At 48.9% G+C, this 16,010-nt stretch carries 11 protein-coding genes; 7 read left to right on the top strand and 4 right to left on the bottom strand.

Annotated elements, in window-relative coordinates:
- Nucleotides 1–2 precede the first annotated feature (2 nt).
- The 3 genes from rffA to JNJ77_03365 all read left to right on the top strand — a co-directional run bounded on the left by rffA (nucleotide 3) and on the right by JNJ77_03365 (nucleotide 5,204).
- A complete protein-coding gene (rffA, locus tag JNJ77_03355; GenBank protein ID MBL8821599.1) occupies nucleotides 3–1,142 on the top strand; it encodes a dTDP-4-amino-4,6-dideoxygalactose transaminase in 1,140 nt (379 codons plus the stop codon).
- Nucleotides 1,143–1,300: 158 nt separating this feature from the next.
- Entirely contained in the window at nucleotides 1,301–3,526 is a 2,226-nt protein-coding gene (locus JNJ77_03360) for a TolC family protein (GenBank protein ID MBL8821600.1), read from the top strand.
- The gene (locus JNJ77_03365; protein ID MBL8821601.1) at nucleotides 3,486–5,204 is read left to right on the top strand and encodes an HlyD family efflux transporter periplasmic adaptor subunit; all 1,719 of its coding nucleotides are present in this window, start codon (nucleotides 3,486–3,488) and stop codon (nucleotides 5,202–5,204) included. The genes JNJ77_03360 and JNJ77_03365 overlap by 41 nt, the downstream gene beginning before the upstream one ends.
- Nucleotides 5,205–5,278: 74 nt before the next feature.
- Here the strand turns inward: JNJ77_03365 and JNJ77_03370 are convergent, their stop codons facing one another.
- Together JNJ77_03370 and plsY are read right to left on the bottom strand one after the other, a co-directional pair.
- The gene (locus JNJ77_03370; GenBank protein MBL8821602.1) at nucleotides 5,279–5,821 is read right to left on the bottom strand and encodes a translation initiation factor IF-3; all 543 of its coding nucleotides are present in this window, start codon (nucleotides 5,819–5,821) and stop codon (nucleotides 5,279–5,281) included.
- Between the two features lie 178 nt (nucleotides 5,822–5,999).
- Nucleotides 6,000–6,650 carry a glycerol-3-phosphate 1-O-acyltransferase PlsY gene (gene plsY / locus JNJ77_03375; protein ID MBL8821603.1) on the bottom strand — a complete coding sequence of 217 codons (651 nt, stop codon included), beginning with the start codon at nucleotides 6,648–6,650 and terminating at the stop codon, nucleotides 6,000–6,002.
- A 143-nt stretch (nucleotides 6,651–6,793) separates the two neighbouring features.
- Between plsY and carA the strand changes: the two genes are divergently transcribed.
- The gene (carA, locus tag JNJ77_03380; protein MBL8821604.1) at nucleotides 6,794–7,918 is read left to right on the top strand and encodes a glutamine-hydrolyzing carbamoyl-phosphate synthase small subunit; all 1,125 of its coding nucleotides are present in this window, start codon (nucleotides 6,794–6,796) and stop codon (nucleotides 7,916–7,918) included.
- A 132-nt stretch (nucleotides 7,919–8,050) separates the two neighbouring features.
- The gene (locus JNJ77_03385) at nucleotides 8,051–10,228 is read left to right on the top strand and encodes a threonine--tRNA ligase (GenBank protein MBL8821605.1); all 2,178 of its coding nucleotides are present in this window, start codon (nucleotides 8,051–8,053) and stop codon (nucleotides 10,226–10,228) included.
- 18 nt (nucleotides 10,229–10,246) lie between these two features.
- Here the strand turns inward: JNJ77_03385 and JNJ77_03390 are convergent, their stop codons facing one another.
- Complete coding sequence (locus JNJ77_03390; GenBank protein ID MBL8821606.1) at nucleotides 10,247–11,407, bottom strand: cystathionine gamma-synthase; 1,161 nt, start codon at nucleotides 11,405–11,407, stop codon at nucleotides 10,247–10,249.
- A gap of 93 nt (nucleotides 11,408–11,500) precedes the next feature.
- On the opposite strand from JNJ77_03390, the gene JNJ77_03395 reads away from it, so the two are divergent.
- The gene (locus tag JNJ77_03395) at nucleotides 11,501–12,664 is read left to right on the top strand and encodes an ATP-grasp domain-containing protein (protein MBL8821607.1); all 1,164 of its coding nucleotides are present in this window, start codon (nucleotides 11,501–11,503) and stop codon (nucleotides 12,662–12,664) included.
- Here JNJ77_03395 and JNJ77_03400 read toward each other — a convergent pair.
- Complete coding sequence (locus tag JNJ77_03400) at nucleotides 12,638–14,197, bottom strand: hypothetical protein (protein MBL8821608.1); 1,560 nt, start codon at nucleotides 14,195–14,197, stop codon at nucleotides 12,638–12,640. The two genes, JNJ77_03395 and JNJ77_03400, sit on opposite strands and share 27 nt — an antisense overlap.
- A 359-nt stretch (nucleotides 14,198–14,556) precedes the next feature.
- Here JNJ77_03400 and ffh point away from each other — a divergent pair, with 359 nt between their 5' ends.
- Nucleotides 14,557–16,008 carry a signal recognition particle protein gene (ffh, locus tag JNJ77_03405; protein MBL8821609.1) on the top strand — a complete coding sequence of 484 codons (1,452 nt, stop codon included), beginning with the start codon at nucleotides 14,557–14,559 and terminating at the stop codon, nucleotides 16,006–16,008.
- Nucleotides 16,009–16,010 lie beyond the last annotated feature (2 nt).

A 16,010-nucleotide genomic window follows, 5' to 3' on the forward strand; every position in this document is an offset into this window, starting at 1 on the left:
CTATGTCGCATGAGCAACTGATAACTTTTAATCGCTCTTCCACCATTGGCAAAGAATTCCAGTACATTGCCGAGACCCTGCTGGTAGGACAGATTGCAGGCGACCAGACCTTCACCAGAAAATGTCATCAACTGTTCGAATCCAAACTCGGTGTTGCCAAAGCATTGCTCACCACATCCTGCACCCATGCACTGGAAATGTCAGCACTGCTGCTGAATATTCAACCAGGCGATGAAGTGATCGTTCCGGCTTTTACCTTTGTGTCAACAGCCAATGCCTTTGCATTACGTGGCGCTAGAATTGTTTTTGCAGATATCAGACCGGATACCATCAATCTGGACGAACAGCAACTTACCCGATTGATTACACCCAGAACCAAAGCACTGGTTGTCGTGCATTATGCCGGTGTTGCCTGTGCTATGGAACCAATCCTGGCTATTTGTCGCAAGCATGGTATCTCTGTTGTTGAAGACAATGCCCACGGATTGTTTGGCCGTTACCAAGGCAAGCCACTCGGTACGCTGGGCTGCCTGTCAACGCTCAGCTTTCACGAGACGAAGAACTTTACTTGTGGTGAAGGCGGAGCATTATTGATTAACGATCCTCAATACATCGAGCGTGCTGAGATCATCCGTGAAAAGGGTACCAACCGAAGTCGGTTCTTTCGCGGGCAGGTCGATAAGTATACCTGGGTAGACGTCGGCTCCAGTTATTTGATCTCCGACGTCCTGGCTGCGTTCCTTTTTGCACAACTTGAGCGATCAGAAGAAATTCAGTCTAAACGTCGGGTGATCTGGAATCGTTACAACAGCGAACTGCAGGATTGGGCCAGTAAGCATCACGTCCAACTGCCCCATGTGCCTGAAGATTGCGATCAAGCCTACCACATGTATTATCTCGTGATGCCATCACTGGAGAAAAGGCAATCGTTGATTGCATATCTCAGGTCACACAACATCATTTCCGTATTTCATTATCAATCACTTCATCTTTCCGACATGGGTAAAAAATATGGAGGCAAACCGGGCGACTGTCCCGTTACTGAGCGTATGAGCGACTGTCTGCTTAGACTTCCTTTCTTCAACGACATGTCGGTTGATCAGCAGTTCAGAGTAATCAATGCAATAAAACAATGGAAGTAACAACTCAATTGGTTTAAACAAGAAAAGATAGGTAATCTAGGAAAGCACAAACTAGTTACTCTTCTTGACCCCTTCACTCGATCTTGTTATCTGCATTCGTGTTAGGGGGATTAGCTACCTGAGGGGGAGTTGTTGCTGCACAGGCAACAACATGCATCATGCTCCGTTGGAGCTTCGTCATAGTTTTGGCGATTGGTATTGGCTGTTCTCGCGAATACTACGTTCGTGATGCAGACAAGGAGACCTATGCTGCGCTGGAGGAACGGAACACCAACTCCTGGACCATTCCTGACCTAGATATTATCCCGCCGCCGGAATCGCGGATTTTTGTACCCGGCAATATGGTGAAGCCACCTCAACCGCTGGATGATTCCTACGCTCACGAATACATGCTTTACGCTAACGGTATTCGTGGATCAACCATCTGGGATAACTATGGTTACACGGACAACTGGGATAATCCCGATTGGATGGCCTATCTGCCACTCGATAAGAACGGTGCTGTCCCCTTGAACGCGGAGCGTGCAGTTCTGCTGGGGCAGATCCACAGCATTTTCTTTCGAACTGAACTTGAAAACCTCTACCTGACTGCGTTGGCACTTACACTCAACCGGTTTGAATTCGCCTGTCAATGGTATCTGACCAACAGCACCTTCTTCCAGCACTTTGGTACCAATGGCTACCCGACTGAATCGAATACAGTGACCACCAACACCAATTTGGGCTTTACCAAAGCTTTCTCGACGGGTGGCCAACTTCTCATTGATTTCGCCAACAGTTTTGTATTTGAATACACCGGGCCAAATCACTACCGGGTAAACAGTTCTATCAGCGGTACATTCCTTCAGCCTCTGCTGCGAAATGGTGGCAAGTACGTTCGCATGGAAACTCTAACACAGGGCGAACGCAATGTACTGTATGCCATCCGCGATTTCGCCCGATTTCGCAAACAGTATTATTTCAATCTCTCCATGCGTGATGGTGGATACCTTGGATTACAACTGGCTGAGCAGAACATCAGGAATCAGGAAGATAATGTTCGAAGACTGGAACAGATTTATCAACTGCATCAATTTCTGATTGCCAAGGGTGGTTCGATTTCCCAGGTACAGCTTGACCAGATTTTCCTGGGACTAAAGCAGGCACAGGCCACACTGATTCAAACCCGAACTTTCTATGAAAACGCTTTGGATAATTATAAGTACACTCTTGGATTGCCACCTGCGTTGCCTGTCAAACTGGAGAATACATTGCTTGAACAGTTTGCACTGACAACACCTGAGATGGATTCCATTCAAAACGATCTGGCAGCCCTGGATCTCAAAATCAGGCAAAATGATCAGCCACCGGTATTGAGTGAATTGAAGAGCATGACTGAAACCTGTCGTCAGATCATTGAGCGAACACAAACCGTTTCGCAAAGCGTGGTAAAAGAACTGGATACCCGATTGAAATCACTGCCAAAAGAAACTGCTGATCCAGATGCTCAACAAGCCAGGCTGGATTTAACTCAACTGACTGAACGCATGACAGATTTGAGCACTGAATTAAGCAAGCTGCATGGAGGACTGAACCAACTACTCAAAGAGATAACTGAAAACGAAAGAGCCAGAGATTTTGAGCGCCTTAAACGACGAGTAAGGGAGTTGCTGGCAATTCAGGGCGACTTGCTGGTTTATCAAACACAAGTTCGTGTATACGCAGTTCAGTTAAAGCACTTCAACTTCACTGAAGATGAATGTATTCGCATCGCACTGGAAAATAGATTGGATTTAATGAATGAGAAAGCCAGAGTGGTGGATAGCTGGCGACGTCTTAATATTTCAGCTAATGGCTTACTTCCAGGCCTCAATATCGTTTCTGGGATGAATATTGGCGATATTCCACTTAATTCTCATCCTTACGATTTTGCTGCACAGGCCAGTTCATATCGCATTGGCGTTCAATTGGATGGCCCATTGAACAGGCAGATCGAAAGAAATACTTTCCGAACCAGTATTATACAGTATCATAGAGTACGACGAGCCTACCTCAATCGGTGCGATTCGGTGGTTCAGTCGTTGCGAAGAAATTTGCGCCAACTGCAAACCGACCGACTGAACTTTGAAATCGCCCGCCAAAGCCTGATCGCTGCTGCTAGACAATTGGAAGCCACCCGCATCCGGCTTTTGATTGGCGGCGATCTAAACCCAGCAACCGGCACGCTTGACACCCTCAGTGCTCTTTCCTCCCTGCTGGCTGCTAAAAACACGCTGATTGCCAACTGGGTTAACTATGAAACCGGTAGGCTACAGCTTTTGCTCGATATGGAATTACTTCAACTTGACGAAAGGGGGATTTACCATGACGACCAAACTATCGCCATTGTCCCCAACCATGATTGAAACGACTTTTAACCCGTCCCGTGTTCTTGAGACTGATACGATGCAGAAGGATCTGCTTCCCACTACGGTAACTTCGGAACTGGCTATGAGCACGGCTTACCCCGTTGCTCCAACACATATTGTGCATGTCAGTCACGAAATCATCCCTTCGCCATCTTACGATGTACAAGCACAAACTACATCAAGAAGGCTCTGGATTCCTTATGCATTCACTGCACTGGTTGCACTCGGTGCTGGCTACCTCTGGTTTCGTCCCGCTCCTGGAGTGGTAAGTATCACTGAACCACCGCTCACACTGATCAGTGCCACAAAAGCTCCGCTGGACGTTTGTCTGATTGAACAAGGCGTCATCGAGTCAAACTCGACTGTTCTGATCACTAACCCAATTACTTCTGCACCCGTGACCGTTACATCAATGGTCCCTTATGGTACCCGGGTCAAGAAGGGCGATGTGATTGCCAAGCTCGATCTTTCCAGCCTGCACTCCACCATGGCAGATCAGCAAAGCAAGATTCTCGCGGCAAGAATGAAACTGCAGGAAGCCCAGGAAGCCCTCGATGCCCTCAAGACCAAAAACGAGGGCGAGCTGGCATCCATGGATTTACAAATGGAATTCGCCCAGAGTGATCTGAACCGGTACGTGAATGAAGAGAAACAGGTGGAACTGAATGATCGCCGAGGACAGATTTCCATGGCTGAACGCGACCTGCGTGAAGCTGAAGAAAAAATGTCCTACTTTAGAACGTTTCACAAACGAGGCTTCATCAGCAGTGAGCAATTAAAAGCCAAGGAAGCAGAGCTGGAACGTTCTCGTTTTGCCCTGGCACAGAATCAGTCTCGACTCAAAATCTATGAACGATACATGGTGCCGCGCCAGGAACGTACCCTGCAGGCAAAAGTGGATGAGTTGAAACGAGAATATAGCAAATTGAAAAAGACACAAAGTGCAGCCCTGCTGAAAGCACAGAATGATATCACAACTTGTAAAGCTGGATTAACTTCGGAAGAGAATAAGCTTACCCTGTTGCAAACTCAACTGGCTAACGTCGAGGTAATAGCCCCGCGTGATGGTATCGTCGCCGCTCCACCAGCGGAAGCACAAAAGACCCGACCTGCTCAAGGCTCAACACTCCAACCAAGTCAGGCGATATTTTCGATGCCTCAATTGGACAAGGTGTGTGTCAAAGTCAGGTTGGGCGAGTCAGAAATGCGCAAACTGCAAACTAGGCAGAAAGCTCGCATCACCTTGGATGATGAGTCTGGCGCTCAATACCAGGGAACTTTGGAGAAAGTGGATTTTCAGGCAGAATCGACTTGGACCAGGCCTGATGGACAACCCAAGGATTTTGTTGCTCTCGTCTCCATCACCAATAATGAGCCTCTGGATTGGACATATCTCGGTCAGAAAGCTCGAGTCGAATTCACACTCGATACGTTGCCCGATGCGTTACAGGTTCCAGCTTCTGCTATCACTGAAAAGGAAGGCAGATCCTACGTGATGGTCATGACTAGGGATGGATTAATGCCACGCGAACTTCGCACTGGTTGTACGGATGGCAAAAAGGTTGAAATCCGTCAGGGACTTGAGCCTGGTGAGAAAGTTGTTGTTTCATCTAAACTGAAACTGAACGAAACAGTTGATATTCAACCAGCCAAGCTGGTCGTGGCAACACCATGAAAGTGAAAGTAATAACCTGAGTTCAACAAGGAGGCATTGTGCCTCCTTGTTGCTGTTCCATACTGCAAAATTCATTAATGCCCTGATTTGGGGGCAACTAAGGCAGCCATCTGCTTGCCTTCCATTCGAGGTGGACTTTCCACTTTGCCGACGTCTGAAAGCTTCTCGATCATACTTTCGAGTATTTTTTTTCCTTCTTCAATATGTTGCAACTGTCTGCCGCGGAATCGGACACAGATGCGAACCTTATCGTGATGTTGAAGGAACTTGTGTGCCTGGTTGAGCTTGACATCTATGTCGTGCTGTCCAGTGACTGGACTGACTCGAATTTCTTTCTGTTTCTGCTGATGTGACTTGGCAGACTTGGCTGCCTTCTTGGATTGTTCAAAACGGAACTTTCCATAATCCATAATTCTGCAGACTGGTGGTCGCTCGGTCGGCGCAACTTCTACCAGGTCGAGGCCAAGTTCACGGGCCTTTTCCAATGCTTGCATCGTGGGAAGGATACCAAGTTGTTCTCCTTCAGCGCCTACTACACGAATCGGACTCAGTCGAATCTGTTCGTTGATGCGTGGGCCACGGTCCTGGACCGGAGCACGAGGGGGTTCGCGGAAAATCCGTATCTCCTTTCAATGAGATCATCTGCCTTGCTTGAACGATAACACACGTTCAGTATTCCATAGCATAAGGCATGTCATTCTATGGTAAAAAACTACCGTAGCAGCAAGATTCTGTCAACTGAATGATGAAAACTGCAGGTCTTTTACCATAGCCTGTGATCGTTATGTTGGTTTCTTATAGTTTCTTCGGATTTTTGGTGATTCGATTTTCGGTTCCATTCCATAATCGAACGAGATTGCTGCGATGCCGCCAGATAACCAGAACAGTTCCTGCCAAACAGAGCAAAGTAACCGGTAAATTCTCTCCCGAAAGGGCATTATTTCTCTGTATTGCCAATTGTGTTACGGATAACACCAAAGCTGCGAGTATTGATCCCAGCGAAACATATCGCGTGGTGAAGAAGACCACCAGAAAAGTAAGAATCGCAGCTAGCAATGACCAGGGCGCCATCGGCAGCATGACACCCGTTCCTGTTGCCGCCCCTTTGCCACCACGAAAATTCAGGTAAACAGGAAACATATTTCCGATCAATATGGCAAGACCTGCCAGTGCAGCGACACCTGAATGTGGCCAAGTCTCTGGAGTAACATCGGGCAACCATCCCCATAGGAGGATACTGACGGGCACTCCTGCCTTAATGAAGTCCAACAAAAAGACCACGAAGAACCACTTCAGACCCAGCACTCGTCCAACATTGGTAGCTCCAATATTCTTGCTGCCATGCTCACGAATATCGATTCCCTTCACCCATCTGGCTACCAGATAACCAAAAGGAATCGCTCCAATCAGATAACAGATGACAATTACCAGAATAACAAACACAATCTCCCCTCAGGTGTATGGTCGTCATCCTATCTGATTGAATTCCATAGTTCCAACAGCAATTCTGGTTAGGCTGCACAAAGAATCTTGGGCGATTAACTTCGGATTCTCTACATCAGACTTTGATATCAGATAATGGAACCTCCATGCCTTACCCTGTTGCTAAGCTCGCTCTCGAAGATGGATCAGTTTACACCGGCACCGGATTTGGCGCCACAGGTGAAACCTCTGGTGAGGTTGTTTTTAATACCAGTCTTTCTGGCTACCAGGAAGTGCTGACCGATCCGAGCTACCGCGGACAGATCGTCACCATGACCTATCCGCACATCGGCAACACTGGAATTAATAAAGAAGATCGCGAATCCCCCAAGCCTCAGGTTCAAGGATTCATCGTACGGGAAGCAGATCGCCGCCCCAGCAATTTTCGCAGTGAAGCCAGCCTGCAGGATTATCTCGCAGAGAATAAAGTCCTGGGCATCGAAGGAATCGATACCCGTTCGCTGGTCAGGCGACTGCGAGTGCGTGGAGCCATGAATGGCGTACTTTCCACAACATGCCTGGATGATGCAGAACTTCTGAAAAAAGCCAAATCGACCCCTCCCATGCTGGGACGCGATCTTGTCAAAGAAGTTGTACCAGCGGAAGCATTCGTCTGGAAAAAAGGGGGGCTTGATCATTTCCTCACGAAGGAGATTATTCCTGCTGGCAAATCCAGACACCGAATTGTGGCTATGGATTTTGGCATGAAGTGGAACATCCTTCGTTGCCTGACACATGTTGGCTGCGAGGTAACTGTAGTTCCAGGTACCGCTACCGCTGAAGAAGTGTTGAAGTATGAACCTGAAGGCATTTTCCTCAGCAATGGTCCGGGCGACCCTGCAGCACTGGGCGGCATCATCCAGAACATCCATAAGTTGTGCCAGACTGGAAAACCAGTCTTTGGCATTTGCCTGGGACATCAACTGCTGGGCCATGCACTAGGCGGCAAGACATTCAAGCTGAAGTTTGGACATCGCGGCGCCAACCAGCCTGTCCTCAACCGACAGACAAACCGAGTGGAGATTACTACACAGAATCATGGATTTGCAGTGGATATTGATTCCCTACCATCGGATGTTGCAGCCACCCACATCAATCTGAATGACAACACTCTCGAAGGTCTTCGCCATAAAACCAAGCCCATCTTCTGTGTGCAATATCACCCTGAAGCCGCAGCCGGCCCACACGACAGCATGTATCTCTTTGAAGAATTCGTAAAGACCATGCGATAACCTTGTGCGAACCACGTTGGTCTTTACCCTGTCAACAGCATATCTATCATCACAGAGACCCTCCCTTTGTTCCGGAGGGATAGGAAACTGTGACGCCTGTTGTAGAGGCGGCACCCTGTGAAGGAGCCAGACATGGTCATGATTCGCCTGCCTGACGGCAACACCAAAGAATTCCCCTCCAAATCACGTCCCAAGGATATTGCACTTTCGATTGGCAAACGATTGGCTGACGCAGCAATCGCTGCGAAAGTCAATGGTTCAATCGTCGATCTAGATCGAGAATTGCCTGAGGAGGCGGTTCCTCTTGATTTCCAGTTACTAACTGAAAAAGACCGTGAGGCCCTTGATGTGCTACGCCATTCCTGCGCTCACGTGATGGCACGCGCGGTAATGCGATTATTCCCGCATGTCAAACTGGCTTTCGGCCCTACCACCGAAAATGGATTCTATTACGACATTGATTGCGATCCTCCACTCAAAGAGGATGATTTCCCCAAGATCGAAGAAGAGATGGCACGGCTGATCAAGGAAGCTGAGCCTTTTGAACGATTTGAACGAAGCATCGGTGAATCCAAGGAGTTGATGGACCACCTCGATCAAGAGTACAAAGTCGAGCACATCAAGGATGGCTTGAAAGGCTTCGATCGGTTGAGCTTTTACCGACAGGGTGAATTCATCGATCTCTGTCGAGGGCCGCACATCCCTCATGCTGGCAAAATAGCAGCTTTCAAGCTGTTGAGCATCGCAGGTGCATACTGGAAAAATGATGCATCGCGTGCACAATTGCAGCGACTTTATGGCACCGCCTTCTTCAGCAAAAAGGAACTCGATGCCTACCTCACTCAGGTTGAAGAAGCCAAGAAACGCGACCATCGCGTTCTAGGCAAGCAACTCAAGTTGTTTACTATCAGTCAGTCCGTAGGTTCAGGTCTGATTCTCTGGATGCCTAAAGGTGCCACTGTTCGAGGTATTCTGGAAACATTCATCAAGGATGAATTGATCAAACGGGGATATTCACCTGTGTACACCCCCAATATTGGTCGATTGGAACTCTACCGCACCAGCGGACATTTTCCATATTATCGGGATGCACAATACCCACCCCTGTATCTGCACCCGATGGGTTCCTGTATTGATACCTGGCTGACTCAGTTGCAGAACAATGAACTGCGACGTGATCAGGAAGAGGCATTTCTCGAACTCGCCCGAAGCCAGCAGGTTGAACTCAAGGAATATGATCCGGAGGCCTCTCCTGAAAAACGTATTGCTTCACTGAAAGCCTGGATTGAATCCCAGGAAGGCTATCTCGTGAAGCCTATGAATTGCCCGCACCACATTCAGATTTATCAGGCAACTCCGCACAGTTACCGTGATTTACCGGTACGCCTGGCGGAGTTTGGCACGGTATATCGTTTTGAACAGACAGGCGAACTGTCCGGGCTGACTCGCGTGCGTGGCTTTACTCAGGACGATGCACATTTATTCTGTACAGAAGATCAGGTTGGAGAGGAGTTCAAGGGTTGCATTGAAATGACCCAGATGATGCTTCGCACCATGGGTCTCAATGACTACCGAGTCAGGTTGAGTTTCCGCGATCCACGCAGTGAGAAATACATTGGCAAGCCGGAATCGTGGAACAAGGCCGAACGGGCGATTGAAGATGTTGCACGATCAATTAAAGACCTGCCTCATATCGAAATCGCTTTGGGTGAAGCAGCGTTTTATGGCCCCAAGGTCGATTTCATTGTCAAGGACTGCATCGGCCGGGAATGGCAACTGGGAACTGTTCAACTCGATTACAACGCGCCAGAACGGTTTGATCTGGTCTATACAGGTGCTGATAATCAGCCTCATCGCCCGGTGATGATCCATCGCGCTCCATTGGGATCGATGGAGCGGTTTATCGGCATACTGATCGAGCACTTTGCAGGAGCCTTCCCATTGTGGCTGGCACCTGAACAAGCACGCATTTTGCCTGTCAGTGAGAAATCGGCTTTATACGCTCACGACATCATGAACCGATTCCTGAAGGCAGGTTATCGTGTCACCGGCGATTTCCGACCTGAAAAGATCGGCTACAAGATTCGCGAAGCACAATTGGAGAAGATTCCATACATGCTGATCGTTGGTGAAAAGGAAGTGGCCAGCGGAACCATTGCGGTGCGCGACAGAGTCGATGGTGAACTAGGGCCAAAACCTGTAGATGAAGTGCTTGCTTTGTTTGAAGCTGAAGTTGGTCGCAAGAGTATCCGCAGCACCAGTTCCGCCAGTGTTGACTTCACTGACAAAGGCGTGAAGTTTGCAGAGTAACACAAATCAGGCATTATCTCAGCAGTGGGATAATGCCTGTTCTAAATCTGCCTGCAGATCAGCTACATCTTCGATTCCGACGCTTAACCGAATCAGACCATCATCCACGCCCCGCTTGAGTCGAATGTCAGCGGGGATGCTGGCATGGGTCATCGTTGCCGGGTGATTCACCAGCGATTCGACACCGCCCAGGCTCTCGGCCAGACTGAAGAGTTTGGTATGGGTGAGGAACTGCATGGTCGCAGCCTTGCCACCCTTTACTCGCAGACTGACCATGCCACCTGAGTCGCGCATCTGTTTTTTCGCGACGGCATAGCCAGGATGCGACTTCAACCCGGGGAAATAGACTTCTTCTACTTTGGGATGATGCGCCAGCCAATCAGCCAGGTGTTTTGCATTCTGGCAATGTTTCTCCATTCGTAGTGCTAAGGTCTTTACACCACGCAAGGTGAGATAACAATCGAAAGGCCCCGGCGTGCCACCTGAGGCATTCTGGTGAAACTTTACAGGAGTCAAAGTATCTTTTTTCCCCATCACACAGCCACCCACCACATCGGAATGGCCTCCCAGGTACTTGGTGGTGCTATGCAGCACAATGTCTGCACCCAGATGCAATGGCTGTTGCAGGTAAGGCGAAGCAAAAGTGTTATCGACTACGAGTACCGTGCCAGACTTTTTTGACAATTCTGCAATAGCAGCGATATCGATTATCTGTAACAGGGGATTGGTTGGAGTCTCGACCCAGATCATCTTCGTTTTGGTAGTGATCTTCTCAGCAAACCCCTGTGGCGAGGCGTCTTCCGTATAAACTGGTTGCAACCCCCAGGGCCGATAGACCTTTTCCAGAATGCGATAGGTACCGCCATAAAGATCTGCATTGGCCAATATCTCATCGCCTGGTTTCAATAACGCTGCCAGCACTGCATTGGTAGCTGCCAGCCCTGAGGCGAAAGCTAATCCCATTTCACCACCTTCCAGTGCAGCCAGGCATGTTTCGAGTGCCTTTCTGGTAGGATTGCCACTTCGGCTGTATTCGTACCCCTTATGATCACCCGGAGCAGCTTGAGTATAAGTGCTGGTAGCATAAATCGGTACTATGGTGGCACCTGTTGCAGGGTCTGCATCCTGCCCAGCATGAATGGCACGTGTCGCAAAACCAAGATGATCAAACCGTTCCATGATTCATTTCCTTGCAATACTGGTTAGTGATTTTGTATCGGATTCCATGCAGGTCACGATGCAGAAAGCCTGTTGAGACATAACATCAAGTCCATGGATCAACAAGAGAAAATGCCTGTTATCCTGATCGGCGCCAGCACGCGAGCCATGGCTTATTCATGCCTGCGAGCTGGTCTGCAGCCATTTTGCGTTGATCTCTTTGCAGATAAGGATTTGATGGCCGTTGCCAGTGTTTCGAACATTTCCTTGGCTGAGTATCCGATGGGGATGGTGCAGGCAGTGGAGCAATTTCCCCTTCATTGGTCTGTCATCTATACGGGAGGTATTGAAAACCATCCGCAAGTTTACCGAGCGATTGAGCAACAACGACCCGTCTGGGGTTACACTCACCCAAATCCACTGCACGGCAACTCGATTCGGAATCCGAAATATCTGGATGTACTTGCTGCAGAACATAGGTTACATCGCCCCAAACATATGTGGAATAATCCACCGACCCAAGGTGTGTGGCTCAAAAAGCCTTTGGCAAGTGCTGGTGGTCGAGGTATTCAATATTGGTCGCAAAATGAACCTGTCTCTCCTTCTCATTATCTTGAAGAATTTTTGGAAGGTGTTCCCTTCTCTGCCATCTTCCTGCACAACAAGCAGGGAACCAGATACCTCGGCTGTTCCAGACAACTGATCGGCACCCCATGGCTGCATGCGCCATCACTATTCAGCTACTGTGGCAATATCGGGTCTATTCAACTGGATAGCTCAAGCGACGATTATTTATTGCATCTTGGCTCAATTCTTACAAAACATGACCCATTTCTTGCAGGTTTGTTTGGCGTCGACTTTATCGTGAATGACAATCAGATCAATCTGATTGAAGTGAACCCTCGATACACGGCATCGGTTGAATTACTCGAGCTGGCATCCGGTCAATCGTATATTGCCAAACATGTTCAAACTTACCATGAGTCATTCGGCTCGAAGCAATCTTCAACATCTGTTCAATTGATTGGTAAAGCCGTTTATTACGCACCTTCAGATTGTGTTTTTCCACACGAAGCACCTTACTTCAACCAGCAAATCGACGATCTCTGGCGAATTCCACAATGTGCAGATATCCCCACAGCAGGTATTCTGTTTGCCAAAGGCCAGCCTGTGCTCACACTCTACGCACAAGGAGCCGACGAACTTGAAATTGTTCATCGACTCCGAGAGAAAGCCATCGAATTAGATGAGTTACTTTTTCATCGGTTTTCCACTTAAGGAAGTACCTGTCACTTGCTGTTCTTCGTACGAATCCGGGCCATTAGGCAACGGGGCGTAAGGCAAAAACCACGGGAAAAATTCAGGTGCCTTGGGCTTAGGACGATTCATGGCTGGACCTTCCTCAACCAACTCAACCTCATTCGACTTGGGAGTAAACTGGGCAGGAACCAATGATGTGGATTCCAATTTAGGCAAGGTCATGGGCACAGGCATCAACCTGCCATCCAGCGTCATGGGTATCATCCCGAAGAAATCATCGTCGCCTACGCACCGATTTGGCTCATCCGTAATTACACGTGGCAGACGTGGGGTACCCTCAGCAGGGCACAGTGGGATCTGCTCCAGATCAACAGGTACTTCACAAGTCAGTTCCTGTTTGATGACAGGATGAGGCATAGCCACCTTGTTCTGCTTCAGAACCTGGCCACGCAGTTGTGTCAATAAATCATCCACTTGATCCTGTACGGATTGTTTCTGACGGACCACCAGGCACTTCCCCTGGGCAAAGTACTCGATGGTTGCATCTTTGGTATTCCAGGCATCTGGCGAAACCATCGTGGTAATGAGCCTGATCAGTTCATCATGGTTGCTGCAGGCCGTGGTGCTAAATTCAGCAATGGAGTACGTCCGAACGATAACGTTTTGTTCATCGCCGACTTTGCAGCAGTCAGATGCTTTCGCATTGCATGGCGTTTCATTATAGCAAACCTTCTTATCACTGCATGTTGAACCCGTTGAACAGGTAGCAGACTTCTTATCTGGCGAGGCAAAGCTGGTAGGAGTGGCTGCACTCTTCTTATCAACAGGAAGCGACAACAAATAAGTTGTGGGGTTCATTGCCGATATGAGTTCCCCCAGGGCCTGCATGGTAAAGTAGACAGGATTCTCATCTTCCGTAACTGGAGGCACGGCGGCATGAAGGCCTGGCATGACTTCCGGGCCTTTGGCTTCATTTAATGAATAACTGGGCAACGTGGCGAAGTTGTTACTCGCATCAACTTGCTTCACTGGGTTGGAATTCAAACTGACACCTGGAATGGGTGGCAGCTTGGCTACTTCCTGCATCACCTTGGCGGGTGGCATGACCACTTTCGCATCTGGTTGAATGGGCACATACAGTGGCACCAGTGGTTTTTCTGTGAAAGTAAATTCATCCACTACTGGAGACTTGTTCGCGTTGGGTGGCAAAGCTGGTGGCTCAGGTTGCAGGCTGGCCAGATTCTTCAGTGCTTCTTCCCGTAGTTGCTGGTGTTCGGGTACATCTTCCACGGCTACTGGTTTTACCGGTGGCTGCATGATACTAGTGACAGGAGGAGTATCGTTATTCCGAAGAGCTGGCTGCAAATCAAACGCAATGGCTGGCGAAGAACCGTGCGTAACAGCAGGTACGCTGGTTGACGGTTTGTCCTTGCTGGAACTGATGAGCCAGGCCAAGTTGTCAGGCCTCTTCTGGCCATATTCAGCAATTGCCACAGTAACGACAGCAGCTGCAACCAATACCATTGCGGTAAACCAGTAAAGACTTCGCATGGCCAACCTCCGTGCCGAACTATTTTTCAGTACCCTGGCGTTAGCATCCGTGATAACGCTCAAGTAGTTTGTTGCAGTGATGCACATGGGGGGAGCCGGGCTTCCCTGCCCGGTGTGCGCCATCCATGGCACACTCCCACCAAGGCGGGGAGGACTATACACACTGCTGAAATAGCCTGCTAGTCCAGTTCCTGCAGTCTGTTGAACTGGGCTTGACAGAAATCAACCCTGTTTCGCCTGCAAAATTCGCGGATTTCATACTTATTTGAACAGATTCAATCCTGGCGACATGGTGTTCAATCGATTGCTGCCCATATAATGTGGGAACCCAACTTTATCCTGTTTCTGGTTACGCCATCATGTTCGACGGTTTGCAAAAAAGTCTCTCGAATGCCTTCAAAGCTATTACCGGCCGTGGCAGATTGAGTGCCGCCAATATCAAGGAAGGTCTTGCGACGGTCAGACAAGCCTTGCTTGATGCAGATGTTAATTTCAACGTAACCAATGCCTTCATCGAACGGGTCAGTACCCGTGCTGTCGGACAGGATGTGATTGACAGCATCCGACCAGAAGAACAGATCATCAAGATCGTTTATGATGAACTCTGCGCGCTGATGGGGCCTGTGGATCATACGATCCATTTTGCCAAGGATCGTCCATCGGTCATTATGCTGTGTGGCTTGCAGGGTTCCGGTAAAACCACCACCTGCGGCAAGCTGGCCAAGATGCTGCAGGCTCGTGGCAAGAAGCCATTGATGGTAGCTGCTGACATGCAGCGACCTGCTGCCATCGACCAGTTACATGTTCTTGGCGAACAACTGCAGATTCCTGTGCACAGCCGTAGTGCTGCAAAGCCTCTGGATGTCTGTCTCAATGGCATCAAGGAAGCCCGGCTGAAGGGTTACGATACTGTTATTCTCGATACCGCTGGCCGTCTGCACGTTGCGGAAATGCCGATGGATGAGCTGAAGTCCATCGACAAGCAGGCCAAGCCCGATGAAGTATTCTTTGTCTGCGATTCGATGACAGGTCAGGATGCTGTCAATTCAGCGAAAGCCTTCAATGAGGCATTGGAACTAAATGGCATCATCCTGACCAAGCTGGATGGCGACTCACGAGGCGGTGCGGCACTCTCCATTAAAGAAGTAACCGGTGTACCCATCAAATTTGTGGGTATTGGTGAAAAGCTCGACAAGCTGGAAGAATTCCACCCAGATCGCATGGCACAACGTATTCTCGGCCAAGGCGATATGATGAGCCTGGTAGAGAAAGTTGTACAGGCTCAACAGCACATTACTGAAGAAGAGAGGATCAAACAGCAGGAAAAGCTGGCCAAGGGCGATTTCACGCTGGATGATTTCCGCAAGCAGTTTGCCATGGTTCATCAATTGGGCATGAAGAACATGATGGGCATGTTGCCTGGCATGTCGGAAATGATGAAGGATGTTGATGAAGACCCAGACAAGGTGATGACTCGTTTTCAGGGCATGATTGATTCGATGACGCCAGCGGAAAAGAAGAACCCTGATCTTATCGACCTCAGTCGCCGTCGCCGTATTGCCACCGGTGCAGGCGTTCAAGCACATGAGATCAAGAAGTTTCTGGAACAATTCCAGGTCGCACGTACGGTGGCTCGTCAGATGAACTCGATGAGCCTGATGCAGAAGATGAAGATGATGATGGGTATGGGCAAGGCCGGCATGTTCGATCCAGGCGGCTTAATGACACAGAAGCAGAAAATTGGTACTGGTCATCGCAAAACCGCCAAAGAACGAGCGGAAGAGCGAAAAAAAAAGAAGAAGAAACGCTGAGC

The sequence above is a fragment of the Planctomycetia bacterium genome, assembly GCA_016795155.1.
GTDB lineage: Bacteria > Planctomycetota > Planctomycetia > Gemmatales > HRBIN36 > JAEUIE01.

Coding starts and splice junctions, on each gene's coding strand:
- ffh (MBL8821609.1), top strand. CDS start 14,557: ATGTTCGACGGTTTGCAAAAAAGTCTCTCGAATGCCTTCAAAGCTATT.
- JNJ77_03400 (MBL8821608.1), bottom strand. CDS start 14,197: ATGCGAAGTCTTTACTGGTTTACCGCAATGGTATTGGTTGCAGCTGCT.
- JNJ77_03365 (MBL8821601.1), top strand. CDS start 3,486: ATGACGACCAAACTATCGCCATTGTCCCCAACCATGATTGAAACGACT.
- carA (MBL8821604.1), top strand. CDS start 6,794: ATGCCTTACCCTGTTGCTAAGCTCGCTCTCGAAGATGGATCAGTTTAC.
- JNJ77_03385 (MBL8821605.1), top strand. CDS start 8,051: ATGGTCATGATTCGCCTGCCTGACGGCAACACCAAAGAATTCCCCTCC.
- JNJ77_03395 (MBL8821607.1), top strand. CDS start 11,501: ATGGATCAACAAGAGAAAATGCCTGTTATCCTGATCGGCGCCAGCACG.
- rffA (MBL8821599.1), top strand. CDS start 3: ATGTCGCATGAGCAACTGATAACTTTTAATCGCTCTTCCACCATTGGC.
- JNJ77_03390 (MBL8821606.1), bottom strand. CDS start 11,407: ATGGAACGGTTTGATCATCTTGGTTTTGCGACACGTGCCATTCATGCT.
- JNJ77_03360 (MBL8821600.1), top strand. CDS start 1,301: ATGCTCCGTTGGAGCTTCGTCATAGTTTTGGCGATTGGTATTGGCTGT.